This window comes from Amycolatopsis sp. NBC_00438, from assembly GCF_036026695.1.
Lineage (GTDB): Bacteria > Actinomycetota > Actinomycetes > Mycobacteriales > Pseudonocardiaceae > Amycolatopsis.
Window position 1 is genome coordinate 6,602,276 of sequence record NZ_CP107923.1, and the last position, 25,816, is coordinate 6,628,091.

Annotated in this window: 25 protein-coding genes; 11 read left to right on the forward strand and 14 right to left on the reverse strand. The window is 72.8% G+C overall.

The features are described from left to right. Nucleotides 1-11: 11 nt before the first annotated feature. Nucleotides 12-488, forward strand: coding sequence for a tetratricopeptide repeat protein (locus OG494_RS29505; RefSeq protein ID WP_328444208.1), 477 nt, complete (start codon nt 12-14; stop codon nt 486-488). Here the strand turns inward: OG494_RS29505 and OG494_RS29510 are convergent. Continuing rightward, nucleotides 469-1,026, reverse strand: coding sequence for a methyltransferase family protein (locus OG494_RS29510; protein WP_328444210.1), 558 nt, complete (start codon nt 1,024-1,026; stop codon nt 469-471). The two genes, OG494_RS29505 and OG494_RS29510, sit on opposite strands and share 20 nt — an antisense overlap. 108 nt (nt 1,027-1,134) lie before the next feature. Between OG494_RS29510 and OG494_RS29515 the strand changes: the two genes are divergently transcribed. Further along, nucleotides 1,135-2,016, forward strand: a complete 882-nt coding sequence (locus OG494_RS29515) for an aminoglycoside phosphotransferase family protein (RefSeq protein WP_328444214.1) — start codon at nt 1,135-1,137, stop codon at nt 2,014-2,016. A gap of 69 nt (nt 2,017-2,085) precedes the next feature. Here OG494_RS29515 and OG494_RS29520 read toward each other — a convergent pair whose 3' ends face one another. The 9 genes from OG494_RS29520 to OG494_RS29560 form a co-directional block, all read right to left on the reverse strand. Then, on the reverse strand, nt 2,086-2,556 hold the full coding sequence (locus tag OG494_RS29520) for a GNAT family N-acetyltransferase (protein WP_328444216.1): 471 nt from the start codon (nt 2,554-2,556) through the stop codon (nt 2,086-2,088). Between the two features lie 10 nt (nt 2,557-2,566). Further along, a complete protein-coding gene (locus tag OG494_RS29525) occupies nt 2,567-3,625 on the reverse strand; it encodes an insulinase family protein (protein WP_328444218.1) in 1,059 nt (352 codons plus the stop codon). Then, a complete protein-coding gene (locus OG494_RS29530) occupies nt 3,622-4,797 on the reverse strand; it encodes an insulinase family protein (protein ID WP_328444220.1) in 1,176 nt (391 codons plus the stop codon). Before OG494_RS29530 ends, OG494_RS29525 begins: the two co-directional genes overlap by 4 nt. Next, complete coding sequence (locus tag OG494_RS29535; RefSeq protein WP_328444222.1) at nt 4,794-6,035, reverse strand: MFS transporter; 1,242 nt, start codon at nt 6,033-6,035, stop codon at nt 4,794-4,796. The genes OG494_RS29530 and OG494_RS29535 overlap by 4 nt, the downstream gene beginning before the upstream one ends. Nucleotides 6,036-6,044: 9 nt before the next feature. Further along, nucleotides 6,045-8,315, reverse strand: a complete 2,271-nt coding sequence (locus OG494_RS29540) for a YcaO-like family protein (protein ID WP_328444224.1) — start codon at nt 8,313-8,315, stop codon at nt 6,045-6,047. A gap of 443 nt (nt 8,316-8,758) precedes the next feature. Beyond that, nucleotides 8,759-9,508, reverse strand: a complete 750-nt coding sequence (locus OG494_RS29545) for an MBL fold metallo-hydrolase (RefSeq protein ID WP_328444227.1) — start codon at nt 9,506-9,508, stop codon at nt 8,759-8,761. 38 nt (nt 9,509-9,546) lie between these two features. Further along, nucleotides 9,547-10,803 carry an RNA polymerase sigma factor gene (locus OG494_RS29550; RefSeq protein WP_328444229.1) on the reverse strand — a complete coding sequence of 419 codons (1,257 nt, stop codon included), beginning with the start codon at nt 10,801-10,803 and terminating at the stop codon, nt 9,547-9,549. Continuing rightward, nucleotides 10,800-11,123, reverse strand: a complete 324-nt coding sequence (locus OG494_RS29555; protein ID WP_328444231.1) for a YciI family protein — start codon at nt 11,121-11,123, stop codon at nt 10,800-10,802. The genes OG494_RS29550 and OG494_RS29555 overlap by 4 nt, the downstream gene beginning before the upstream one ends. A gap of 40 nt (nt 11,124-11,163) precedes the next feature. Further along, the gene (locus OG494_RS29560) at nt 11,164-11,775 is read right to left on the reverse strand and encodes a dihydrofolate reductase family protein (RefSeq protein WP_328444233.1); all 612 of its coding nucleotides are present in this window, start codon (nt 11,773-11,775) and stop codon (nt 11,164-11,166) included. 274 nt (nt 11,776-12,049) lie between these two features. On the opposite strand from OG494_RS29560, the gene OG494_RS29565 reads away from it, so the two are divergent. The 7 genes from OG494_RS29565 (at nt 12,050) to OG494_RS29595 (ending at nt 17,811) form a co-directional block, all read left to right on the forward strand. Next, the gene (locus OG494_RS29565) at nt 12,050-12,448 is read left to right on the forward strand and encodes a YciI family protein (RefSeq protein ID WP_328444235.1); all 399 of its coding nucleotides are present in this window, start codon (nt 12,050-12,052) and stop codon (nt 12,446-12,448) included. After that, entirely contained in the window at nt 12,448-13,665 is a 1,218-nt protein-coding gene (locus tag OG494_RS29570; protein WP_328444237.1) for an RNA polymerase sigma factor, read from the forward strand. Before OG494_RS29565 ends, OG494_RS29570 begins: the two co-directional genes overlap by 1 nt. A gap of 145 nt (nt 13,666-13,810) precedes the next feature. Next, complete coding sequence (locus OG494_RS29575; protein WP_328444239.1) at nt 13,811-14,248, forward strand: VOC family protein; 438 nt, start codon at nt 13,811-13,813, stop codon at nt 14,246-14,248. A gap of 55 nt (nt 14,249-14,303) precedes the next feature. Then, nucleotides 14,304-14,750 carry a nitroreductase family deazaflavin-dependent oxidoreductase gene (locus tag OG494_RS29580; protein WP_328444241.1) on the forward strand — a complete coding sequence of 149 codons (447 nt, stop codon included), beginning with the start codon at nt 14,304-14,306 and terminating at the stop codon, nt 14,748-14,750. A 192-nt stretch (nt 14,751-14,942) separates the two neighbouring features. After that, the gene (locus tag OG494_RS29585) at nt 14,943-16,157 is read left to right on the forward strand and encodes a cytochrome P450 (protein WP_328444243.1); all 1,215 of its coding nucleotides are present in this window, start codon (nt 14,943-14,945) and stop codon (nt 16,155-16,157) included. After that, complete coding sequence (locus OG494_RS29590) at nt 16,154-17,077, forward strand: ATP-binding cassette domain-containing protein (RefSeq protein WP_328444245.1); 924 nt, start codon at nt 16,154-16,156, stop codon at nt 17,075-17,077. The genes OG494_RS29585 and OG494_RS29590 overlap by 4 nt, the downstream gene beginning before the upstream one ends. Further along, the gene (locus OG494_RS29595) at nt 17,074-17,811 is read left to right on the forward strand and encodes an ABC transporter permease (protein WP_328444247.1); all 738 of its coding nucleotides are present in this window, start codon (nt 17,074-17,076) and stop codon (nt 17,809-17,811) included. Before OG494_RS29590 ends, OG494_RS29595 begins: the two co-directional genes overlap by 4 nt. Here OG494_RS29595 and OG494_RS29600 read toward each other — a convergent pair. The 3 genes from OG494_RS29600 to OG494_RS29610 form a co-directional block, all read right to left on the reverse strand. Continuing rightward, nucleotides 17,795-20,920 (reverse strand): BTAD domain-containing putative transcriptional regulator, encoded by a 3,126-nt coding sequence (locus OG494_RS29600; RefSeq protein ID WP_328444249.1) that lies wholly within the window; start codon nt 20,918-20,920, stop codon nt 17,795-17,797. The genes OG494_RS29595 and OG494_RS29600 overlap by 17 nt on opposite strands. 563 nt (nt 20,921-21,483) lie before the next feature. Continuing rightward, nucleotides 21,484-22,203: an ABC transporter permease gene (locus OG494_RS29605; RefSeq protein ID WP_328444251.1), complete on the reverse strand. Its 720-nt coding sequence runs from the start codon at nt 22,201-22,203 to the stop codon at nt 21,484-21,486. Nucleotides 22,204-22,218: 15 nt separating this feature from the next. Further along, complete coding sequence (locus OG494_RS29610; RefSeq protein WP_328444253.1) at nt 22,219-23,103, reverse strand: ABC transporter ATP-binding protein; 885 nt, start codon at nt 23,101-23,103, stop codon at nt 22,219-22,221. Nucleotides 23,104-23,211: 108 nt separating this feature from the next. Between OG494_RS29610 and OG494_RS29615 the strand changes: the two genes are divergently transcribed. Continuing rightward, entirely contained in the window at nt 23,212-24,348 is a 1,137-nt protein-coding gene (locus OG494_RS29615; RefSeq protein WP_328444255.1) for a sensor histidine kinase, read from the forward strand. Beyond that, nucleotides 24,345-24,947: a response regulator transcription factor gene (locus OG494_RS29620; RefSeq protein WP_328444256.1), complete on the forward strand. Its 603-nt coding sequence runs from the start codon at nt 24,345-24,347 to the stop codon at nt 24,945-24,947. Before OG494_RS29615 ends, OG494_RS29620 begins: the two co-directional genes overlap by 4 nt. On the opposite strand, the gene OG494_RS29625 is transcribed toward OG494_RS29620, so the two are convergent. Next, a complete protein-coding gene (locus OG494_RS29625) occupies nt 24,944-25,792 on the reverse strand; it encodes an alpha/beta fold hydrolase (RefSeq protein ID WP_328444258.1) in 849 nt (282 codons plus the stop codon). The genes OG494_RS29620 and OG494_RS29625 overlap by 4 nt on opposite strands. Nucleotides 25,793-25,816: the final 24 nt, after the last annotated feature.

Sequence of the window (25,816 nt, forward strand, 5' to 3'; positions counted from 1 at the left end):
CTCCGACCGTCATGCGGTTCCGGGACCTGCTCGCCGAGTACCCCGAGAGCCGGGAAGCCTTGTTCGCCTATGCCTGCGCGCTCGACTACGCCGGGCATGAGTCCGACGCCGCGTCGGCCTACGAGCGGGCCTTCGCCGCGGGCCTCGACGGTGACGATCTCCGCCGCGAGCTGCTTCAGTACGGCAGCACTCTGCGCAACCTCGAGCGCGTCGACGAAGCCGTCGCCGCGCTCGAGAAAGCCGACGAGATGTTCCCCGGGCACGACTCGGTGAAGGTGTTCAAGGCACTCGCCCTCACCAGCGCCGGACGCAGCCGCGAAGCTGTCGCCGGCCTGATCGACCTGGCCCTCGATCGCATCGACAGCGACGACCTCCAGCGTTACCGATGGGCTGCGCAACTACGCCGCGGACCTGGCCACATGACGCGGCGGACCGGCCGGCCAGGGTGGTCGGGCAGGCGCGTCGAGGTCACCACACGTGGGGAATGAGCCGGGCCCGGCTCGCCGCGAACCGCCGGTAGCGGTCGCCCAGCGCTTGCTCCAGGGCGTGCTCCTCGATGCGCAGGCGGTAGATCAGGGCGATCAGCACCACGGCGACCGCGCCCGCCGCGCTCACCCAGTTGTCCGCGATCAGGCCGCCGCCGGTGAAGGTGAACAGCAGGCCGGTGTAGCTCGGGTGGCGCAGGAGCCGGTAGGGGCCGTGGTCCACGACGGGCTGGTCTTCGCTGGTCTGGACCGTCACGGTGAAGTACTTTCCCAGGCTGGCGAAGGACCACCAGCGCAGCAGCAGGCCGAGCCATCCGAGCACGATCCCGAGCGCGAACAGCCAGCCGCCTCCGCCGATGCGGGCGGCCGGGACGACGGCCCGGCCGACCGGCCACAGCAGGATCGCACCGAAGAACATCGCCCTGAAGACGATCTCCGCGCGCACATCGACGAGTTTTGCGCCGCGGCGCGTACGGAACGCCTGGACGAGTTCGCCCGCCACGAAGGCGCCGACGCTGCCGACCAGGACGACACTGGCCACGTTCGGCAGCTCTCCCCAAGGCGCGAGCACACCGCCATTATCACCCCGGGAGCACGCCGCCCCACTCAACGATATGCGCGTGTGACGCCTCGAGCGCAGACTGCCGGGATGGACATCGGAGACGTCGGCGCGCGGTTGGTGGATCGGTTCGGTCCTGAGGCCGAGGGGTGGCTCGGCCAGGTGCCGGAACTCGCCGCGCGGCTGGCCTCCCGATGGGGAGCCGTGCTCGGTGAGGTGTTCCGGAGCGGGGCGTCCTCGGTTGTCCTGCGGTGTCGATGGCGGGACGGGACGCCGGCGGTGCTCAAGCTCAGTCCGGATCGGGCGCTGCTGACCAGGCAAGTGGAGATGCTGCGCTTGTTCGCGCCGTCGGGTCGGGTGCCGGCCGTGTTGGCTGCGGACGCGGACGCCGGGGCGATGGTGCTGGAGGAGGTTCTGCCCGGCACCGAGGCCGAGGACCTGCCGCCGGAGTCGTTGCCGCAGCGGTGGGGAGAGTTGCTTGCCGCGCTGCATGCTGTGCCGCCGCCCGTGCGCTGGCCCTGGGAGCTGCGCGGCCGGTGTGACGAGGCCTTCGCCCGGATCGGGCGGCGGTTGTCCGATCCGGTGATCGGCGCGCGGATCAGGCCGGACGCGTGGCAGCGGGCGATGCGGCGCTGTGAGGCGTTGCTCGACACTCAGGCCAGAATCGTGTTGCTGCACGGTGATCTGCACCTCGGCAACGTCCTCGACGGCGGTCCGGCCCGGGGTCTGGTCGCGATCGATCCGAAGGCGTGCTGGGGTGATCCGTGCTTCGACGCCGTCGACTTCGTGGTGGCCGGTGCGGGGCAGGACGGTGTCGAGGCGCGGTGTCAGCGGGTGGCGACGTCGTGTGGGCTCGACGGGGACCGGCTGTACGCCTGGAGCCGGGTGATCGCGCCGATGGTGGCCGTCGCGCACCTCACCTATGGCGCTCCGGAACCAGTGCTCGACGAACTGCTCGCCCTGAGTGCCTGAAGGAGATGTCCGGCGAGGACCTTCACCGACGTCGCGACGGCAGTGCCCCCGCTCGACGTCCTGACGCCGTTACGAGCAGGCCCGTTCGAGCCACACCGAGTCCGGGCCGCCATTTGTGTCGGGCTCTCGTTTCAGGTGCGTGAATCCGTGGTGGGCGTAGAACTTCGCCGCTCGGTCGTTGCCCTCGATGTGCGCCAGCCGCACCGCTCGGTGGTGGCCCTTCGCGGTGTCGATCACCTTGCGCAGCAACGCCGTTCCGGCGCCCGAGCCCTGTGCTTCCGGGACGACGTAGAGCTTCCACACGATCAGCACGTCCTCGACCGGGCCGAAGCTGGTCATGCCGATGATCTCGCCCGTGGTGTCTTCCGCGACCAGCGTGCGCTCGAGCGCTTGGCGGAGGAGGTCACCGGACCACCAACGGGCCAATCCGTCTGCGACGTATTCCTTGCCCGCCAAGGGTTCGTACGTGGGCGGCCAGGTCCGGTGGCCCACTTCCGCGATGGCGGGCAGGTCGCCCTCGACGGCTGCTCGGATGCGCACTTTCTTCTCCTCACGCGTGATAACTGCCGATGTTCGCGGACCCCAGTGTGGTCAGCGGGCCCGGGACGCCGTTCAGCAGCCGGACGAGGTCGGTGCCGCCCAGGTGGTGCGCGACCTTCCACGAGTATGCCGGATCGCCGACGACGTGCCCGAACGCCAGCGCGTCCGCCTGCCCGCTCCCGAAATCCAGCGCGGCGAGCACCGAGGAGAGCAGCACGTTCCGCGCGTTCTCCAGCCACTTTCCGACGTCGTGGTGGCCGAGGACCCGCTCGGTCGCTTCGCGTACCTCGGCTTCGCGGTCGGTGGGGAAGCTCAGTTCGAGCCACGCCCGTGCTTGGCCAGGACGGCGCTGGACGCTGGTGCGCAGGCCGTAGCTGATCCCGAGGTCGTCGCGAAGTGCCTGGTACAGCGGGGCGAACGGCGCGCCGGCGACGCCGAAGAGGAACAGCTCCGCCGCCGCGGCTTGTTCGGGGTCCAGTGGCGGCAGGTCCCAGTACACGGCGTACCAGGTCTGCCGGCCGCTGCCGGCTCGGTGCGTTTCGCCGGCTCGCCTCGGCGACGTGAGGTCTGCCGGTGGTTCGCGGCTCGTGGCGGGCTCGGCGGGGCCGTCGAGGTCGGCGAGGATCGTGAGGTGCGTTTCGAGCGGGCCTTCCGGCCGGACGAAAAGGTCTTCGCCGGCGGCGAGTCTTCGGGCGGCGAGCCGCGGATCGGCGGTGCGTCCGGCGTCGGCGACGTCCAGGTCCGCCCACGTCAAGGGCGTGCCGCCGAGAAACCCGAGCAGCTCGCCGAGACGGTCTTCGGTCACCGTGAACGACAACGCCGGCTTCCCGGCGAGCACCTTCGTGCCCACCCCGGCGCCGGTGCTCGCGGCGACGCCCCGCCACTCCGGACGCACGGCGACCGCCCGCTTCCACGCCTCGGCGACCTTCGCGGACGCGCCGGTCGTGGCCAGCGTCCACCGGACGTGCGCCAGGCCGGACGCGATCCCGGACCGGTACACGTCCGCCGGCAGCCGCGTCGAGCCGCCGACCGCGATCCGCACGGGCAGGCACTCCAGGACGGCGGTCACAGCACGATCTCCCGGCCGCCGTGCGCGGCCAGTTCCACCGCGGCCTTCGTCACCCGGTCACTGTCCACATCGGACAGCTCGGCGAGGTAGCCGTCGACGGACGCGCCCGCGAACATCCGCAGCCAGGTGGCCGCGCGCGTGCGCGGCACCGGGCGGTCGAACCGCTTGAGCGCCCCGGTGCGCACCCACCGCGCGGCAGCCGCCACCACCGCCGGATCGAGCCCGTCGGCCAGGGTCCCGAGCGCCGAAGCCAGCGCGTCCGGCAGCCACTCCGTCTCCCCGGTCGCCTCGAGGGTCAGGCACGTCGGCGAGCGGTCCTCGTTCGGGTCGCCGCTGATCCCGGCCCGCGCCGTCACGTTCGTCCCCGCGGGCGCGCGGCGGCCGACCAGCGATCGGCCGCCACCCTGTCCCAGCAGCGCGGCCACGACCTGGGCGACCGCGAGATCGGTCAGCCACCGCCCGGTCCGGACCACCGGGAAGCACACCGCGCGGGCGTGCGGCGAGTCGTCGGCGCGCTCGATCCGGATCACCCGCGGGCCGCCCAGGTCGTGCGGCCGCGGCGCGTCGGGCACCGCGTTCCCGTCGAGCACGTCGAGCAACGGCGAGAGCCGCTCCGCCACCTCGTCCGGCCCGAGCGGCCCGACGCTCGCGACCTGGGCGACCGCTGGGTCGAGGAAGAACCGGAACCACCGGTCGAGGCCGGCGGGCGTCAGTTCCCGAAGGGCCGGGTTGTCGACAAAACCACTGTGCGCGTTGACCTCGTCGTCGAACAGCGCCGCCCGGTTGTACTGCACGCTGAAGCCGCGCTGCGGGTGCCGCAGCACCTTGCTCGCCACCTCCTGCGCGATCACGTCGAGTTCGCGCCGCACCGCGGCCGGCTCGTGCGCGGGATCGACGAGCTGCCGCCGCGCGATCCGCGCCCAGCGGCCGAGCCCGGCCGGCGGCACGCTCACCCAGAACTGGACGTAGTCCGCTCCGGTGTAGGCGTTGCAGATCGCGCCGGCGGTGCGCAGCGACGCGAAGAACTGTCCCGACCCGGCGTCGCCACGGCAGTGGAACACGTGCTCCACCAGGTGCGCCGCGCCGGGTAGCGGCTCGTCGCGCTGACCGCGTCCGAACGTGAGGCAGACCGTCTGCAGTGCGCGGCCCCGTTGCCGCTCGGCGAGCATCATCGGACCGCGGCCGCCACGGCGGCGGGCGGGGCGGGGGCCACCGGGGCGGGTGGCGGGCGGACCATGGTGCACGCGGCGGCGGCCACCGCCCCGCACGCCGCCGTCACCAGCCACACCACCGTCCCGCCGCGGGCGGTCAGCGACAGCATGACCACCGGCCAGAGCAGCCCGGCGGCGGCCCAGCCGAGCTGGTAGGCCGCCATGTACTGGGCCAGCCGGGCGGCCGGCGCGATCCGGGCCACGAAGTCGTTCATCACCGACGTGCTCAGCAGCTCACCGGCGGTCAGCCCGACCATGCCGAACACCGCGCACACCGCGGTTCCCCAGGCCGGCAACAGGAAGCCGACGCCCAGTACGGCGGCGCCGGCCGCGATCGACAGCGCCGCGGCGATCATGACCGTCCGGTGCTGGTACCGCTCCAGCCGCCGCGACACCACAGGCAGCAGCAGCACGAGGAGCACGACGTTGAGCGCGATCAGCGCTCCGGCCAGCCCGGCCCCCCATTGTCCTTTTTGGACCAGGGACAGCGTGAGCACGGACGGCATCGCCAGCAACGGCACCACCAGCAGCACCGAGGCGATCAGGAAAACACTGAACCTGACGTCCGCGTAGACGGCCAGCGCGCGGGCCGGCCGTTCGGCGCCGGCGACCCGCGGCGCGGTGCGCACCCCGCGCAGCAGCACCGCCGCGACCAGGAACGACACGGCGTTCAGCGCCATGAACACGGTCAGCCCGCCGTTCCCGGCGAACCCGACCGAAATGCCGCCGACCAGCGCGCCGAACCCCATGGCGGCGTTGCGGATGCTGCCTTCCAGCGCGTACCACCGGCGCCGCTGGTCCCCGGTGATGTCGGCGACGAAAGTCGAGTTGCTGGCCCAGAACGCGTTGTCGCCCGCGGTCGAGAGCAGCAGGACGACCAACGCGAGCAGCCGGCTGGTCGCGAACAGGGCCCCGACCGCGGCGAACGCCCGCGCGTAGTTGATGACCACGAGACAGCGTGCCGAGCCGAACCGCCCGACGAACCGGCTGGCCAGGGTCCCGGCCGGCAGGGCCAGGATCGCGGCCAGCGTCATCAGCACGCCGACCGCGGGCTGGGAAAGCCCGGCCCGGAAGACGAAGTACAGCGGGATGAACGGCACCAGGGCCCCGCCGGCGACGGAGTCGATGGCGACCGAGGCGAGCACGGACCGGCCACGCGGGATCCGGGCGAGGTCGAGCTGCGTCCAGCGGGCGAACATCCTGCCTCCTCAGTAGTGCGCGAGCGGAAAGCGGTTCAGCCCGGACTCCGGCAGCGGCGTCTCGCGCCAGCCGAGCGTGACGGCGGCCCGGCTCACCCGCTCGCCGCCCCACTGCGGGAACGCCGCCGGGAAGTTCGGCACCAGGCCGGGGCTGAGCACGCGCACCGCCGAGAACCCGGCCTCGGCGATGTCCGGCGTGGTCAGGTCGACGGCGATCGGTTCTTCGCCGAATTCCGCTTGCAGGGCCCCGGCGATCCGCCCGATCTGCGCGTCCGCGGTCTCCGGCGCACCCGCCGGCTCGGCCGGGCGGAGACCGGCGGGGACGTCGAGCGTCCACGTCGAGACCCGCGCGGCCGCCCGCGGGTCCAGGTAGATCTGCAGCTGGCAGGACAGGTCCTTGACGTCGCGGAAGTCGGCCCGGTACGAGTCCAGGTACCGCGAATCCGCCCGGAACGGCTTGAGGTTCCGTTGCGCGGAAAGGACGTTCGCCTGCGCGCTGCCCGGCCGCGCCCCGCCCATCGTCAGCCCGGTCCACTGGAGACCGACGCCTTCGGCAAGCGCTTTCCGGCCCGCTTCGGCGAAGCCGGGCCGGGTCGCGAACCCGATGGCCAGGAAGTCCGACCGGACGTCCTGCACGCAGGCGGCGACGGTGGCCATGCCGTACCGGCCGGAGATCGGGATGATCGACGTCCGGAACCGGTCGCCGAGCTCGGCGGCGAGTTCCGGCGCGAACGCCGCGAGCGGAACCCGCGGCAGCACCGGCGTGTTCGCCCACCAGACCATGGACGCGTCGCGCTCGATCGTCTCGCACAGGCCGTTCGCGACGGCGTCCGCCCAGGTGCGGCCGCCCGCGATGCCGGACAGGTTCGGGTAGAGGTGCCGCTGTTCGCCTTCCGGCCGCACGGAGTTCCACGACACGTACACCCAGCACGCCGGGACCCACCGCTCGGCGCCGCTCACCAGCCCGCGGCCCGGAACCCACGCCACGGTCGTGTCTTCGGCCAGCGGCGCGAACGGGAACCCGCGCTCCGCGTGCTGGTCCGCCGAGTACCCGACGAGGCTGTCCGGCGCCACTGCGGCGAGCCCTCGCCGCGTCAGCTCGGTGTAGCTCGCCGACACCATCGGCGTCCGCGGCGACACCCAGTTCGCGCAGTAGCGCTCGATCAGCTCGCCGATCGCCGGGCCTTCGGCGGCCGCGGCGCTTTCCCAGCTGGAGCCGAACGCGGTCAGGTCATTGGGAAAGTCCATCACCCGGCGCATGTCGGCCGCGCGGGCCACCGCGATGTGCAGTGAACGCGGGAAGTGCGCCGGTGTCGGCTGCACCTTCACCGACCGGATCACCCCGGCTTCGGGATCGCGCAGGTGCCACGCGTCGGTGCGGCGCACCGCGCGACGGCGGTCGCCCTGGTCGGGCAGGGCGATGATGCCGTGGTGCTCGACGCTCAGGTGCGCGCAGTCCAGCACCAGCTCGGCCGACTGGATCTCGGCGCGGGCGGCCCCGGCGAGCCAGCGCTCGGCCTGCACGGCCAGCGTCGCGCCGGCCCAGCGCAGTTCCGCGGGCCGCAGCGAATCCGGCTCGGCCGCCGGCGGCTCCTGGTGCTCGGCCAGGAACATCGCCGGGGACGCCGCGGCGGCCTCCCGGCGGCGGTAGACGTCCGACATGGTCGCGCCGACACCGGGTTTGATCACCGGCCCGGCGAAGATCTTGTGGTCGAGCAGCCGGACGACCAGCCGCAGCGCGTCGAGCCGTTCGAGCTCGTCGTCCAGCGCGATCACGGCCTTCGCCGGCGCGTGGCTGAACACCGGGCAGACGACCAGGCGCGGCCCGAGGTCGTCGAGCGCCTGGCCGGCGGCGGTGAGGAGGCCGTCCTCGGCGCACACGCGGGCCTCGGTGCGCAGGCCGGCGGCCTGCCAGGCCTCGGCCAGCGCCGTCACGGGCCCGGCGGGGCCGAGCCAGAGGAACCGGTAGTCGTGGAGCCGCTGCGTGCGCAGCGCTTGCGGGAGCAGCCGGTACCAGGACCGGTCCCGGGTGTCGGCGACCGGCTGGACGCAGCCGTCGCGGGTCAGCGCGTCCCAGACCTCGGCGAACCCACCGGGATCGGGGGCCGCGGCCAGCAGTTCCTCTTCGGTGCGGGTGCCGTCCAGGAGCGCGAGCCAGCTCCGCATCCGTTCGGCCGCGACGCGGACGCGAAGAACGGTCCGGCTCGGGGGCACCAGGAGGCAGCGGTCCGGCCCCTCGGCGACGACCCGGACGTGCCCGGCGATCCATTCAGCTGACATCTGCTTCCTCCACGCCGCTGCACGCGTTACCCTGGACGTGCCGGTTGGCCCCCGGGGTGTGCTAAGGACGCACCCCGAGGGCCAATCCGATCATCGTGCGGTCAGTCCTCGTCCCAGCTGAACTCGATTTCCGGGGCGACGTTGTTGTTCGCCAGGATTGCGAGCTCGTTCTCGTTTTCGAAGGACTCGAAGATCTCCAGCATGTGCGGGTGCTTCCTTTCCTCGATCGATTACCGGACCGCGCCCGGCGGCGAGGCTGCGTCGGCGTGGCCCACCCTCGGGTGCGACTCACAGCCGGTCATGTGCGTTCCTCATACCTTCGCCGTGCGTGTTTCCATGGTGCCGATCCGGCACAACGCAGACGTCTCCCCGATTGCGGCCCGCGGATGCACACCTCGGTGCGCGGGACAGGACCGCCGTCAACGGACCTCGGACGCGCGGCTCTAGCGCCGGGCCTGCTCCACGTTCGCCTGGTGGGGGCCGGCGAGCCAGTCCTGCTCGAGGCGCGCGTCGGCCGGTTCTTCGCCTCGCCGCAGCGCTCCGAGGTAGGCGCGGTCGGCGGCGAAACGGGCCGCCACCTCGGATCCTTCGGCCACGGCGCCGTGGCCGGGGATCACGACATCGACGTGCTCGGCTGCCTCGGCCAGGCGGTCGAGGGCCGTCTCGTAGGCGCTCAGCTGACCGGGGCGGCGCGGGTCGAGCAGCGGGATCAGGACGTCGGACAGCATGTCGCCGGCGAGCAGGACACCCCGGTCCGCGAGGAGGATCGCGGCGTGGCCGACGGCGTGCGCCTGGTGCTCGACGATCTCGCCCGGCACCCCTCCGCCGTCCGCGGGCAGCGGGGTGAGGAGTGCGACCAGCTCGAGCGGGATGCCCGTCGCGCTCTCCGCAGCCATCTTCTGCGCCCGCTCCCGGGCTTCACCGGCGAGCTGCGCGCAGGCGGCGGTGGCGTAGCGCGGCACGTCGCCGAACCGGGCGTGCCACAGCAGGTGGTCCCAGTGCGGGTGGGTGGCGAACCCGGCGACCACCGGAATGCCGAGCCGGTCCACGTCGTCGGCGAGCTGGTTCAGATCGGCGCCGTCGATGCCGGGATCGACCACGGTCAACCCCGCGTCGCCGCGCACCACGACGGCGTTGCTCCAGACCCACTCGCTCTGCCGGACCCAGACCCCGTCGGCCACCTGCTTCAGCATCGGGTCACTCTGTCAGCTGGTCCCGCCCGGCGCGAGGGCTACCGCAACTGGTCGCGACGGCGGGTCAGGTAGGCGATTTCCGCGGTGTTGCCCGCCAGCTCGATGGCCTTGTCGTACGCCGCGCGTGATTCCCGGCTCCGGCCCAGCCGGCGCAGCAGGTCGGCGCGGGTCACGTGGTAGGCGTGGTACCCGGCCAGCTTGTCCGCGAGCCGGTCGACGGCGGCCAGCGCCACGTCCGGGCCGTCCAGTTCGGCGACCGCGATGGCCCGGTTGAGGGCGACGATCGGCGACGGGTCGAGCCGGACGAGCCGGTCGTAGAGGGCGACGACCTGCGACCAGTCGGTGTCGCGGATGTCGCGGGCGGAGGTGTGCACGGCGTTGATCGCCGCGAGGATCTGGTAGCGCCCCGGCGCCACGCCGGCGGCGGCCGCGGCGAGGCGCTCGCGCACCAGCCGGTGCCCCTCGGCGATCAGCGCCGCGTCCCAGGCCCCGCGGTCCTGCTCGGCGAGCGCGACCAGTTCGCCGCCGGCCGAGATCCGGGCGGGGCCGCGGGCCTCGATGAGCAGCATCAGCGCCAGCAGCCCGGCGACCTCGCCGTCGTCGGGCAGCAGGGCCCGGATCAGGCGGGTGAGCCGGATCGCCTCGGCCGTCAGGTCCCGGCGGACCGGATCGGTGTCCGGGCCCGTCGCCAGGTAACCCTCGTTGAACACGAGGAAGAGGACGGCGAGCACGCCGGTGACGCGGGCCGGGAGGTCCTCGGCGGACGGCATCCGGTAAGGGATGCGGGCCGCCTTGATCTTGGCCTTCGCGCGGGTGATCCGCTGCCCCATGGTGCTCTCGGCGACCAGGAAGGCGCGGGCGATCTCGGGCATGGTCAGCCCGCCGACCAGCCGCAGGGTCAGCGCCAGGCGGGCGTCCATCGCGAGCGCCGGGTGACAGCAGGTGAAGATCAGCCGGAGCCGGTCGTCGTCGAGGACGCCGAGAGGCTCGGGCGGGTCGTCGTCGTACCGCATCTGTGCCTCCTTCTGGGCCTCCCCGTGCTTGTCGTCGCGCTTGTTCTCGCGCCGGATCCGGTCGATGGCCTTGCGGGTGGCGGTGGTGGTCAGCCAGGCGCCGGGGTTGGGCGGCACGCCGTCGGCCGGCCACCGCTCGACCGCGGTCGCGAACGCCTCGGCGGCCGCCTCCTCGGCGACGTCGAGGTCACCGAACCGCCGGGTCAGCGCGGCGACCACCCGGGCCCACTCCTCGCGGTGCACCCGGATGACCGCGTCGTCGACGTCGTCGGTGCCCGTCATCGGAACGGCCGCACCTCGATCTTCCGATCGCAGACCTTCGACGCCTCGGTGGCGAGCTTGAGCGCCACGTCCAGGTCGGGGGCCTCCCAGACCCAGACGCCGGCGAGGTACTCCTTGGACTCGACGAAGGGGCCGTCGGTGACCACCGCCTGCCCGCCCCGGTTGTCGATGACCGTGGCCGTGCCGGTGTCCGCGAGCCCGCCCGCGAAAACCCAGTAGCCCTCGGCGATCAGCCGTTCGTTGAACTCGCTGATGGCCGGCTGCCGGTCCGTGCTGCCGGGGTCGTCCTTGTCGTCGATGACGGAAACCAGGTACTGCATCCGAAGATCCTCTCCTGCGGGTCGAGACGGTGGGTGTGCTTCAGGCCATCGCGTACTGCGGGCGCCCGGCCGGCCGGTAGACCTGGATCGTCACGCCCTTCGAGTCGGCTCGCGACTCGACGAGGTCGAGCGCGAGGTCCGGACCGGCGTCCGGGAACAACCGCGCGCCCTGGCCGAGCACGACCGGGACCACGAGCAGGATCATCTCGTCGACCAGACCGCGCTCCAGCAGCCACCGGGTCAGGGTGCCGCTGCCGTGCACCTGCAGCTCACCGCCCGGCCGGGCCTTCAGGTCCGCGACCGCGGCCGCGAGGTCGCCGGAAAGGACGGTCGTGTCCGCCCAGCCCGGCGCGGTGAGCGTCGTCGAGGCGACGTACTTGGGGGCCGCGTTCAACGCCACGCCGACGGGGTGCGAGCGCATCCGGTCGATCGATCCCCAGGACCCGGCGAACAGTTCGTAGGTCCGCCGGCCGAACAGGTACGCGCCGGCACGCTGGTAGGTCCGCGTGATGAACGCCCTGGTCTCGTCGTCACCCGCGCCCTTGGCCCAGCCGCCGCGCTCGAACCCGTTCCGGCGGTCCTCCTCCGACGCGCCGCCGTTGCCCTGGGTGACTCCGTCGAGGGTGACCTGGGTGATGGTCGTCAGCTTCATGATCGCGGTTCCTTCGCCTCGGCGCCGGCCCGGCGCGGGCGGCCTCACCCCTGCTACGAACACCACCGCCCCGATCCGACACCGCCGCCGGGAATTTGTCCGAAGAATTTTCGGGCACCCCGTCCGCCGGTAAGCTCGCTGGTCAGCAGGGGTGTCCGCGCCGGCCGCCGGAGTGCGTCGAAAGAATCTTCCGGGGCCGTGTCGATCCGCGCGCCGCTCGCTCGACCAGGGGGTGCGAAGGCCGGGAGGCGGCCCGCCGGACAAGGAGAAGCCGATGTCGAAGTACATGCTGATCATGCGGGGCACCGACGAGTCGAACGCGGCCATGATGGCCGACATCGACGAGATGATGGTCACCAGCCGCCGGTTCATCGAGGACCTGTTCAAGGCCGGCGTCTACGTCGCGGCCGAAGGGCTGGACGACCCGGGCAAGGGCGTCGTGGTCGACTTCGGCGGCGAGACGCCCGTGGTCACCGACGGGCCGTACGGGGAGACCAAGGAGCTCTTCGGGGGGTTCTTCCTGATCGACGTCGCCTCGAAGGAAGAGGCGGTCGAGTGGGCCAAGCGGGTCCCGGCGGCGCGCGGGGCCAAGGTCGAGGTGCGGCGGGTGCCCGGCGAGGACGAGGTCCCGGCGGAAAGCGGGACGTCCGCCGAGAGCACCGGCCGGCGCTGATGGGGACGGCCGACGTCGAAGCCGTCTGGCGGATCGAGTCGGCGCGGATCGTCGCCGCGCTGACCCGGTTCACCGGCGACTTCGGGCTGGCCGAGGACGCGGCCCAGGAAGCGGTGGCCGAGGCGCTGGTGTCGTGGCCGCGCGCCGCTCCGGCCGATCCGGCCGGCTGGCTGATGACCACGGCCCGGCGGCGGGCGATCGACGCGATCCGCCGCCGGGCGGCCCTCCGGGACCGCTACGCCCTGCTGGCGGACGACGACCGGATCGACGCCGAAGAAGCCGACCCCGACCGGATCGACGACGACGTCCTCGCGCTGATGTTCATCAGCTGCCACCCGGTGCTCTCCCCCGAGTCCCGGGTGGCGCTGACCCTGCGGGTGGTCGGCGGCCTGACCACCGAGGAGATCGCCCGCGCGTTCCTCGTCTCCGTGCCGGCCGTGCAGGCCCGGATCACCCGGGGCAAGAAGGCGATCGCGGCGGCCGGTGTGCCGTTCGAGGTGCCGACCGCCACCGAGCGCCGGGAGCGGCTGGGCGGCGTGCTCAGCGTCCTCTACGTGATCTTCACCGAGGGGTCGACGGCGACCTCGGGTGACCGGCTGGTGCGCCCCGACGTCGCGTACGAGGCGATCCGGCTGGCCCGCAAACTGGCCGCGGTGCTGCCGGACGAGCCGGAGGTGCACGGCCTGCTCGCGTTGTGCGAGCTGACCGCCGCGCGCTTCCCGGCCCGGACCGGCCCGGACGGTGCGCCGGTCCTGCTCGAAGACCAGGACCGGCGGCGGTGGGACTTCTCGGCGATCACCCGCGGGCTGGCCGCGCTGGCCAAGGCGTCGGCTCGCGGCCTCGGCCCCTACGGCCTGCAGGCCGCGATCGCCGCCACCCACGCGTCGGCGTCCTCGGTCGAGGCGACCGACTGGGACCGGATCGTGGTGCTCTACGAGGCGCTGGGCCGGGTCGCGCCCTCGCCGGTGGTCGAGCTCAACCGGGCCGTCGCCGTGGCGATGGCCTCGGGTCCGGAACCGGCCCTGGCCATCGTCGACGAGCTGGTCGCCACGGACCGGCTCCCGGGTTCGCACCTGGTCCCGACCGTGCGCGGTGAGCTGCTGGCCCGGCTCGGCCGGCGCCCGGAGGCGCGCGCCGAACTGGAGCTGGCTGCCCGGCTGTGCGCCAACCAGCGCGAACGCTCGGTACTGCTGCGCAAGGCGGCCACGCTGGGTTGACGGCTCCGGGCGGCCACACCGGGCACCCCGGCCGGCTTCCATCGACCGTGACGACGGTCACAGAAAGCCGTGTCGAGAACGCCTCGCCGGCTCCGTCCCAGGGGTACGAGCGGCCACGAGGGCCGCGTGACCCGGGAGGGGAATCATGACGATCCACCGGATGGACCACGTCGGCGTCGTCGTCGAGGATCTCGCGGCCGCTGTCGCGTTCTTCGTCGAACTGGGCCTGGAGCTGGAAGGCGAGACCACCGTCGAAGGCAAGTGGGCCGATCAGCTGATCGGGCTGGACGGCGTCCGCGCGGACATCGCCTTCCTGCGGACCCCGGACGGCCACAGCCGGGTCGAGGTGTCGGCGTTCCGTTCGCCGGTCTCCACCAGTCCCGCGCCGCGGGCGCCGGTGAACGTCCCGGGCATCCCCCGCTTCACGTTCGTGGTGGACGCGCTCGACGACGTCCTCGCCCGCCTGCGCCCCCACGGCGCCGAACTCGTCGGCGAGGTCGCGCGGTACGAGGACTACTGCCGGTACGGCTACGTCCGCGGGCCGGCGGGCGTCATCATCGGGCTGGTCGAGGAGCTGACGTAGGCCGGCGCGCCGTACCGTCCACACCAGACTCCCGCTCCGGAAAGGACCGTCCGTCATGGCTGTCGCCGACGACCTCGACCGCGCCACCGACTCTTCGTGGGACTGGGTCGCCGAGCAGACCCGCACGTACCTGGCCTCGGGCGGCACCGAGGGCCACGAGTCGAACGGCGTGTACACGCTCATCCTCGCCACGACCGGCCGCAAGACCGGCGAACCGCGCCGCACCTGCCTGATCTACGGCACCGCGGGGGACGACTTCGTCGTCGTCGCCTCCAAGGCCGGCGCCGACGAGGATCCGGCGTGGTTCAAGAACCTCGAAGCGGACCCGAGCGTCGGGGTGCAGGTCGGCACCCGCCGGTTCACCGCCCGCGCCCGGGTCGTGCCCGCGGCCGAGCGCCCGCCCCTGTGGGACCGGATGGCGCGCATCTTCCCGCTGTACGACGAATACGCGCGGAAGACCGACCGCGTGATCCCGATCGTCCTGCTCACCCCGCAGGACTGACCGGCTCGCGCGGCGTCCCGTCCGGGCCCTCAGCGTCGTGCAGCGTCCGCGCGGCGGCACACAGCGGTGACGGTCGCCGTGCTGGTCGGGGCGGTTCCGGCCGGCTGACGCGGTGGTGTCAGGGCTGTGTCAGGTGCGTGTCAGGGCGGCCCGTGATCGTGGCTTCACCAGCCCGCCACGAAAGGCACTTCGATGACCCGGACCCCAGGCCTGCCCATGGAACGCGACGCCGGCCCGTTCGACCCGCCCCGCGACATCACCCGGCTGCGGGAGACCCGGCCCGTCAGCCCGCTGCTCTTCCCCGACGGCCACGAAGGCTGGCTCGTCACCGGTTATGACGCCGTCCGCCAGGTCATGGCCGATACGCGCTTCAGCTCGCGGCAGGACATCGGTGTCCTGCACGTGCCGTACGAGACTCCCGGGATGCCCGTCGTCACCGAGCCCTCGCCGCAGCTGCCCGGGGTGTTCATCGCGATGGACCCACCCGACCACAGCCGGCTGCGGAAAAGGCTGACCGGCGCCTTCACCGTCAAGCGGATGAAGCAGCTCGAAGGGCACATCGTCGACGTCGTCGAGCGGCAGCTGGACGAGATGGCGAAGCTGACGCCGCCGATCGACCTCGTCCGGGAGTTCGCGCTGCCGGTGCCGTCGCTGGTGATCTGCGAACTGCTCGGCGTCCCCTACACCGACCGCGCGGACTTCCAGGCGAACTCCGCCCAGTTCATGGTCAAGGAGCAGCCGTTCGAGCAGAAGATGGGCGCCTACATCGCGCTCAACACCTACCTCGCCGAACTGGTCACGCGCAAACGGGCCGACCCCGGCGACGACATCCTGTCCGATCTGGCCGCCCAGGACGACCTCACCGTCGAGGAGCTGACCGGCGTCGCCTTCCTGCTGCTGCTCGCCGGCCACGAGACCACCGCCAACATGCTGTCGCTGGGCACGTTCGCGCTGCTGGAGCACCCCGGGCAGCGTGCGGCCCTGGCCGCCGACCCGGAGCTGCTGCCCGGGGCCGTCGAGGAGCTGCTGCGCTACCTGTCCGTCGCCGACATCTTCTTCCGCTACGCCACCGAGGACCTCGAGCTCGGCGGGGAGACCATCCCCGAGGGGGCGACGGTCGTCATCTCGCTGCTGGCGGCCAACCGCGACCCGAAGCGGTTCGAGCACCCCGACACCCTGGACGTCCACCGCACGGCCCGCGGGCACCTGTCCTTCGGCCACGGCGTCCACCAGTGCCTCGGCCAGCAGCTGGCCCGGATCGAGATGCGCGCCGGGTTCGAGGCGCTGCTGCGGCGTTTCCCGACGCTGGAACTCGCCGTCCCCGCCGGCGACGTGAAGCTCCGGACCGACATGAACATCTACGGCGTCCACGAGCTGCCCGTCACCTGGACGGCGGTGGACCGGTGACGGCGATCGAGGTTTCCGGGCTGTACAAGGCGTTCAAGGACAAGGTCGTGCTCGGCGGCGTCGGCTTCGAGGTCCCCGAAGGCACAGTCTTCTCCCTGCTCGGCCCGAACGGCGCGGGCAAGACCACCACGGTGAACGTGCTGACCACGCTGATGAAGGCCGACGGCGGGACGGTCCGCGTCGGCGGGCACGACGTCGGGACCGAGGCGAAGGCGGTGCGCGCGCAGATCGGCGTCACCGGCCAGTTCGCGGCCGTGGACGAGCTGCTGACGGGCCGGGAGAACCTGCAGCTGATGGTGGACCTGAAGCGCGCGGACGACCGGATCGTCCCGGAGCTGCTGGACCGGTTCGACCTGGCGGAGCCGGCGGGCAAGCTCGCGTCGACGTACTCCGGGGGCATGCGCCGGAAACTGGACCTGGCGATGACGCTCGTCGGCGGCCCGCGGATCATCTTCCTGGACGAGCCGACGACCGGCCTGGACCCGCGCAGCCGCCGGACGATGTGGACGATCATCCGCGAGCTGGTCGACGACGGCGTCACCATCTTCCTCACCACCCAGTACCTCGAGGAGGCCGATCAGCTCGCCGACCGGATCGCGGTGCTGGACCAGGGCGAGCTGGTCGCCCAGGGCACGCCCGACGAGCTCAAGCGCCGGCTCCCCGGCACGCACGTCCGGCTCCGGTTCACCACCACCGCCGAACTCGGCGCCGCCGCGCGGATCTTCCCCGGCGCCACCCGGGACGACGAGACCCTGGCCCTGCGCGTGCCCAGTGACGGCGGGACGAAGTCGCTGCGGGCCCTGCTCGACCGGCTCGACGAGTACTCGGTCGGCGCCGCGGACTTCTCCGTCCACACCCCGGACCTCGACGACGTCTTCCTCGCCCTGACGGGCCACAACACGAAGGTGAGCCCGGAATGAGCACCCAGGTCATGGTGCGCCGCAACTTCAAGCACATCGCCCGGAACCCGACGTCGGTGTTCAACGCGGTCCTGATGCCGATCGTGATCATGCTGATGTTCGTCTACATGCTCGGCGACGCGTTCAGCGTCGGGGTCGACTACGTGGACTACGCGACGCCGGGGCTGATGCTGCTGGCCGTCTGCTACGGCCTGGGAGCCACCGCGACGTCGGTGAACTCCGACATGACGAAGGGCATCATCAACCGGTTCAAGGTCATGGACGTCTCCCGGGGCGCGGTGCTGACCGGGCACGTCGTCGCCAGCCTGCTGACCAACCTGGTCGCCATCGCGGCGCTCGTCGGGGTGGCGTTCCTGCTGGGGTTCAGCACGTCGGCGAGCCTGCTCGACTGGCTCGGTGTGCTCGGGATCGTCGTGCTGCTCGGGGTCGCGGCCGGCTGGTTCACCGTCGCGCTGGGACTGGCGGCGAAATCCCCGGAGACGGCGGGCCTGGCCACCGTGCCGCTGGTCATGCTGCCGTTCTTCAGCAGCGCGATCGTCCCGGCCGAGAAGATGGGGCCGGGCCTGCGGCAGTTCGCGCAGTACCAGCCGTTCACGCCGATCATCGAAACCCTGCGGGGGCTGCTCGACGGCGCCCCGGCCGCGGGCGACGTGATCCCGGCCCTGGCGTGGTGCGCCGGGATCGCCGTCGCCGGGTACCTGTGGGCGCGGGCGACGTTCAAGAAACGGGCGTGACCAGCTCGCTCCACGCCGTCTCCGCGCCCTCGCGCGCCGCCTCGGCGTACCCCTCGCCGCCGAGGCGTTCCCGCGCGGCCTGCTCGATCCGGGCCACGTCCGGACAGGACCGATCGGGCAGGCCGCGCACCCCCGCGCTCGCCGCCAGCAGCCGGGCGGCCTGCTCGGGACGGTCTTCGCGCAGCGCCAGGTCCGCCAGCCCGACCAGCGCCTGGGCGATCGTGGGCGGGTGTCCCGCCTCGGACGCCGCCCGCAGCGCCGCGGCCCGGTGTTCGCGGGCCGCGCCGAGATCCTCCGCCAGGTAGCCGAGCAGGTCCTGCGTCATCGCGCGGACGCCGGGCAGCTCGGCGGCGTCCCCCAGCAACGCCGTCCCGGCGTCGAGCTGCCGGCGGGCCTGTCCGGCGTCGCCGCTCCAGCGCGCGAGCTCCGACTTCGCCAGCGCCAGCTCGGCCAGCGCGCTCGGCCAGGCGACGCGTTCCGCGTGCCGCTGCGCTTCCGCCATGGCCGCCGCGCTCGCCTCCGCGTCACCCGACAGCCAGTACAGCTGGGCTTGCCGCGACCGCATCGGCACGACGTCGTCGAGCGCGCCGACTTCGGTGACGACGGCGATCGCGTCTTCGTAGTGTTCGCACGCGCGGACGAACTCGCCGCGGGTGGCGATGCGGTTCGCCACTTCCATCAGGGCGAAGGAAATCCCCCACCGCTCACCGAGCGCGCGGAACTCGGCGAGGGCCTGCTCGAGGTAGACGTCCGCGTCCCGCCCCTCCCGGCCGAGCTCGATCCGCATCTTGCCCAGGTGCAGCCGGGCGAGCGCGCGGACCCACGGATCCTCGTCGGCGAGCAGGGGTTCCCACGCGGTCAGGGGCGCTTCCGGCGCCCGCACGAGACGTTCCAGCGCGGCGATGACCCCGAACAGCGGATGCCGGCTCCGGCCGCGCAGGGTGAAGTCGTACGCCCGGTGGATCCACTCCGCCGCCCGGTACTGGTTGCCGCCCCGCCCGGAGCTCAGGAACATCGTGGCGTAGCCGTACACCATGGCGCGGACGTCGTCGGTCACCTCGCCGGGCAGCGCGGTGGCCGCCATGATCAGCTCGTTGCTCTCGAGCTTGTGCCCGCCGAGCCACCAGTACCAGGCGGCGCCCGCCGCGAGCCGCATCGCGCCCTGGGCCTCGCCGGCCGCGAGCGCGCCGCGCATCGCGGCGCCGATGTTGTCGTGCTCGGCCCCGAGGGTGGCGAGCCAGTCCAGCTGCTCCACGCGGCGAAGGTGCGGCTCCGCGGTTTCGGCGAGTTCGGTGAAGTACGCGAGGTGCGCGTGGCGGGCCCGCTCCGACTCCCCCGCCTCGGCGAGCCGCTCCCCGGCGTACTCCTTGATCGTGCCGAGCATCCGGTAGCGCGGCGCCTCGTCGCTTCCGGTGACCACCAGCGACTTTTCCGTCAACGCGGTCAGCAGCTCCAGGACCTGCCACGCTTCGACGGCGTCGCCGGCGCAGACCCGCTCGGCCGCTTCCAGGCTCGCGCCACCCGAGAACACCGCGAGCCGGCGCAGGACCGTCCGTTCGGCGTCGGTCAGCAGCTCCCAGCTCCAGTCGACCACCGCGCGCAGCGTCCGGTGCCGCGGCAGCGCGGTGCGGCTGCCGCCGGTCAGCAGGCGGAACCGGTCGTCGAGCCGGTGGGCGAGCTGGTCGGGCGACATCGTCCGCAGCCGGGCCGCGGCGAGTTCGATGGCCAGCGGCATCCCGTCCAGCGCCCGGCAGATGCGCGCCAAGGTCGACGACGTGCCGGCGTCGCCCCCGAGGTCGGTGCGCACCGCGCCGGCCCGGTCCCGCAGCAGCCGGACGGCCGGCGCGGCCTCGATCGCGCCGGGTCCGGCGCCGGCCGCGGGCAGGACCAGCGGCACGACCTGCCAGAGGGCCTCGCCGGTGATGCCGAGGGGCTCCCGGCTCGTCGCGAGGATCCGCAGCCGCCGGCACTCGCCCAGGACGCGGTGGGCGAACGCCGCCGCCGACTCGATCACGTGCTCGCAGTTGTCCAGGACCAGCAGCACATCCCGCTCGCGGACGGCGGCGACGACCCGGTCCGTCGCCTCCGCGTCGCTCGCCTCGGCGAGCAGCGCGTCCCGCAGCCGGAGCGCCGACAGCGTCGCCTGCGCGACGTCACCGCCCGCGCCGAGGGCCGCGAGCTCCACCACCCAGGCGCCGTCCGGCAGGTCGCCGAGCAGCGTGCGCGCGGTTTCGGTGGCCAGCCGGGTCTTCCCCGAACCCCCCGGCCCGATCAGCGTGACGAGCCGGTGCCCGGCGACGAGCTCCCGGACCGTGGCCACGTCGTCGTCCTTGCCGACGAAGCTGGTCAGCTCGGCGCGCAGGTTGGTCTGCCGGGGCTCCTCCCGCCGGGCCAGCTCGCCGCGCAGCAGCGCGACGTGCACGGCGGCCAGCTCCGGTGACGGGTCGACCCCCAGCGCGTCGGCCAGGGCTTCCCGCGCGCGCTGGTAGACGAGCAGCGCCTCGGTGTCACGACCGGCCGCGGCGAGGGCCCGCATCAGCGCGGCGACGAGCCGTTCGCGCACCGGGTGCGCGGCCACGAGATCGGTCAGTTCCGCGACGAGGCCGGCACCGCGGCCGGCCCCGATCTCGGCGTCGAACCGGTCCTCGACGGCGGTCAGGCGCAACGCCTCGAGCCGGGTGACGGCCGCGTCGAACGCTTCGCTCTCCTGCAGTCCGACGTCCTGCATGGCCGCGCCCCGCCACAGCGCGACGGCCTCGCGCAGCAGCCGCGGATCCCCCTCCGTGCGGGCCCGGCCGACCAGCCGTTCGAACTTCACGGCGTCGACGGCGTCCGGGGCCACGTTCAGCCGGTAGCCGTCCGGCTGGCCCTCGACCGAGCCTTCCGGCAGCGCTTTCCGCAGCCGGGAAACCAAGCGTTGCAAGGCGTTCGCCGCTTCCGCGGGCGGGTGCTCACCCCAGATCCAGTCGACGAGCGCGGCCTTCGGGACGACGTGCCCCGGTTCGAGTGCGAGGGCGACCACCAGCCCGCGCAACCGCGCGCCCGGCACCTCGGCGGTGCCGCCGTCGTCCGTGCGCACCTCGAACGGTCCCAGCATCCCGATCTGCACTTCGCCGATTTTGCCACGAAGGGCCGGGCGAGCGGCGGGCCGGCAAGATCTTCTCGCCGGCCGGCGTCACGAACAGTGGCGAGCCGGGTTCGCCGCGCGGCTTCGGGCGAGCCGCGGGATCAGGCGTCCGCCCGGCGCGGACGTTCGGCCGCTCGCGCCCGGAGCGCGGCGCCGGCCGGCGGGCGGTCGCCGTGCGGGGCTTCCCGCGAGTGTCCTCATAGGACTCCAGGCCCGCCGCGGAACTCCCGAGCGACGGCAACGCCGGTGGCCCGGCACGCACGGCAGGTCCGCGGCCGGCAACCGCTTGCGAGCCCGGGCCGCCGTTTCGACGACGTACGCGGCCACCACGCGCCGGACCCGGTCGTCGAGGAGCCGATCGACGGCCACCGGCCCGGATCGCCGTGGTCCACCGGGCCCAGCGAGGACGCTGCCACGAACGGCCGGTGCCGCCACGGACGTCGCCGCGGCGGCACCGGCCGGGAATGCCGGACCCGGTCCGCCCCTCCCCCGCGAGAAAGCGAAGCCGGCCCCGGCGAGTCGGTCCACCGTGTACGCGCACGGCGTCAGCGGCGCGGCTCCCAGCGGAAGAGGCGGGTGGCCAGCGCGACCGCGACGACCACCCAGGCCAGCGTCGGCGCGAGCAGGATCAGGGAGTCGCCCAGGGCGACGCCGCCGTTCCAGGCGTTGAGGATCAGCTCGGTGGCCGAGCCGCCGGGCAGCAGGCGCTTGAGCAGCGTGAGCTTCTCCGTGCCGGTGGCGCCGACCCAGCCGGCCACCGCGATGACGCCGACGCTGATCGGCAGCGTGGTGACCTGGGCGTGTTCCGGGGAGTTCGTCAGGCCGGCTGTGGCCAGGCCCAGCGCGAGCATCATGACCACCGTCGAGACGACCGCCACCACCAGCAGGAGCGGGTCGGCGGGCTTGCCGGTGACCGCCGCGAGCACGCTCAGGATCACGGCGATCTGGACCAGCGTGAGCACGGTGATCGGCAGCAGCAACCCCGCGAGGATGCCGGTGTCGCCCGCCGCGGTGGAGCGCAGGCGTTTGAGGAACAGGTTCTGGCGGCGGGAGGCCAGGGTGGTCACCGACGTGGTGTACAGCCCGATGCCCACGACGAAGAACAGCGCCAGGGCCGCGATGTAGCCGAGGCTGCCCGCCTGGGTGAACAGTTCGTGCTGGTTGATGAGGAACGCGCTGAACGCGACCGGCAGGAGCAGGGCGGTGACCAGGACCAGCCGGTTGCGGAAGATCTGGATCAGCTCGCCGCGAGCGATGGAAAGCATGGGAAGGGCCCTTTCTCAGGAGTTGCCGATGGCGCGAAAGACGTCGTCGAGGCGGGTCGGGCCGGCTTCGAGCCCGCGCAGTTCCACGGCGTGGTCCTGCGCCCAGGCGAGCACCGTGTGGAGGTCCTTCTGCAGCCCGAACGTCTCGATGAGGAACCGGCCGTCCGGCTCGCGGGTGGCCTGCAGCGGCGGCGCCGGCGCGTGCGGCGGGAGGGCGAAGTGGATGGTCGAGGGCAGGGTCCGCGTCAGCTCGGCGACGGTGCCCTCGCGGTGGAAGGTGCCCTCGTGCATCAGCCCGATGCGGTCGGCGCGCTGCTGGGCCTCTTCGAGGTAGTGCGTGGTGAGCACGATGGTCGAGCCGTCCTCGCGCAGCCGGTCGACGGCGTCCCAGAGCGCGTCGCGGGACTGGATGTCCAGGCCCGTGGTGGGCTCGTCGAGGAAGATCAGCTCGGGCGTCCCGTAGACGGCGGTGGCGAAGTCCAGCCGCCGCTTCTCGCCGCCGGAGAGCTGGGACACCTTCGTGCCCGCCTTGCGGGTGAGGTCGACGATGCCGAGCACCCGCTCGACGCTGTCGGTCCGCTCGGTGAGGCCGCCGATCAGCCGGACGGACTCGCGCACGGTCAGGTCCGGGGAGAAGCCGCTCTCCTGCAGCATGATCCCCATCCGCGGGCGTACCGCGGCGCGGTCGCGCGGGCTCTTCCCGAACACCCGCACGGCGCCCGAGGTGGGCGCGCGGTGGCCCTCGACGGTCTCGAGGGTCGAGGTCTTGCCGGCGCCGTTCGTGCCGAGCAGCGCGTACAGCTCCCCGCGTTCGACCTGGAACGAGAGGTCCCGGACGGCGTGGAAGCCGCCGTAGGTGAGGTTCAGGTGATCGACGTCGATGACTGGTGTCGTGGACATGCTCCGATTCCAGCGCGGTGCGCGCCCGCCCGGCAGTGTGGCCACGTCACCCGAGGACATGACGTGGTGTCACTGGTGGGGCCCGCCGTGGCCGTTACGCTCGGGGACATGGAGGTGACCACGCTCGCACGCCGGGCGACCTGGACCGGTGGGGCGGTGCAGGAACGGCTGCGCCGGCTCAACCTCATCACGACGGTGCCGCCGCTCGCTATCGTCGGCGTGCTGCTGGTGGTGCTCACCGCGCGTACCTGGTGGCACGTCGTCCTGCAGGTCATCGGCCTGATCGCCGCGCTGGCGACGGCGGAGCGCTGGACCGCGGGCGACTTCATCCGCGTCGCGCGGCCCTGCGTGGCCATCACGGCGGCGGTCTGGCTCGCCGGCGCCCTGAACGACGACTCCTCCTCGTTCTACGGCCTGTGCGTCGTCGGCTCGTTCACCATCCCGCCGCTGCCCCGGCACCGCATCGCGGCCCTGCTGGGGCTGGCCGTGCTGGTCGCCGCGCTGGGCGCGTCGAACCCGCTGTTCTTCCACGACTACGGCGTCGGGCGGCTGCTGCAGTACGTCGTCATCCCGGCCGTCTCCGTCGTGGTGTCGACCGCGTTCACGTTCGTCAGCCAGCGGTTGTACGACCTGGTGGCGGAGCTGGAACAGTCCCGCGACCGCGAGGCGGAGCTGGCTGTCATCCGCGAACGCATGCGATTCGCCAGCGACCTGCACGACATCCAGGGCCACACGCTGCACGTCGTGAAACTGAAGGTCGCGCTGGCCGAGAAGCTGCTGGTCGGCGACGTCGACCGCGCACGGCAGGAGCTGCGGGAAGTGCACACCCTGGTCGGCGACACCATCGTCCAGACCAAGGAGCTCGCCTACGCCCAGCGGCGGCTCAACCTGTCCGCGGAGCTGGAGAACGCGAAGAACCTCTTCGAGGCCGCGGGCATCCACGTGCGCGTCGACCGCGAGGCCGAGGTCGACGCGCGCGCGGGCGAGCTGCTCGGCCAGGTCCTGCGCGAGACGACGACGAACATCCTGCGCCACGCCCAGGCCGAGCAGGTGCGGATCACGCTCACGGAGTCCGGGATCAGCATCGTCAACGACGGCGCGCAGGAGGGCGGGCTGCCCGAGCTCAACGGGCTTTCCACCCTCCGGCAGCGGCTGGCGGACGACGGAGGCGAACTGAAGGTGGAGCAGCAGGACGGCCGGTTCCTGACCGCGGCCGCCTTCCCGCGACGGGAGGACGTCCGATGACGACCGTGGTCCTCGCCGACGACGAGGCGTTGCTGCGCAAGGCACTGGCGGCGTTGCTGCCCCTCGAGGGCGAGATCACCGTGCTCGCCGAAGCGGAGGACGGCGAAGAAGCCGTGAAGGCCACGCTGGAGCACCAGCCGGACGTGCTCGTGATCGACCTGGAGATGCCCAATGTGGACGGACTCGGCGCCGTCGCCGAGATCCGCCGCGCCCGGCCGGACCAGGTGATCCTCATGCTGACCCGGCACGCCCGGCCCGGCGTGCTGCGCAAGGCCCTGAAACTCGGCGTCCAGGGGTTCGTCAGCAAGTCGGCGGAACCGGCGCACATCACTTCGGTGATCAAGACCTTGCACGAGGGCAAACGCTGGATCGACCCGGACGTCTCCGCGCTCGCCGTCGTCGACGACTGCCCGCTGACCGACCGCGAAATCGACGTCCTGCGCGCGACCCGCGAAGGGTTTTCGGTCGCCGACATCGCGGGCCGGCTCCACCTCGCGGAGGGCACGGTCCGGAACTACCTGTCGAACGCGATGCAGAAGACCCAGACCCGTACCCGCCACGAAGCGGCCCGGTACGCCCGCGAACACGACTGGCTCTAGAGCACCTTTTCCGTCCACGCCAGGAGTTCCGCGACGACCTCGGCGCGGTTCGTCTCGTTGAGGATCTCGTGCCGGGCGCCCGGGTACACCCGGGTCGTCAGGTCCTTGATGCCCGCTTCGCGGTAGCGCCGCACGAGGACGTCGAACAGCGCGAGGTTGCCGTTGACCGGGTCCTGCTCGCCGACGGCCAGGTACATCGGCAGGTCCGGGCGCATCGCGCCCACCGCGGCGGGATCCGCCAGCCGGCGGGCGCCGGCGAACATCGCCCTCGTGTTCTCCGGGTCGATCCCGAAGCCGCACAACGGGTCCGCGACGTAGGCGTCCACTTCGGACTCGTCGCGGCTGAGCCAGTCGTAGTCCGTGCGCGGCGGCTGGAACGGCGCGTTGAACACCGCCAGGTCCAGCGGCCGGTCGAGGTCCAGCGCCGGCTCCAGGACGTCGAGCGCGGCCGTGCCGGTGAGGACGGCCGCGTCGACGGCCGCGGAGTTCTCGAGCAGGTACTGCTGGGCCGCGAACGAACCCATGCTGTGCGCCAGCAGGACGACCGGCAGGCCGGGCCGCTCCGCGCGGACGTGCGCGGTGAGCACGCCGATGTCGGCGACCAGCGCCGGCCAGCCGTCCGGCCCGAGGTCGCCCGGCGTGTCCCGGATGGACGCGCCGTGGCCGCGGTGGTCCTGGCCGTAGACGGCGAACCCGCGATCGGTGAACGCGCGGGCGACCCGGTCGTAGCGGAGCACGTGCTCCCCCATGCCGTGGGTCAGCTGCAGCACGGCGACCGGCGGCCCCTCCGGGTCCCAGCGGTACGCGGTCACGCTTCCGGGCAGGGTGAACGTCTCATCGGGCATCGTCGCCTCCTCGTTCCGCCCACC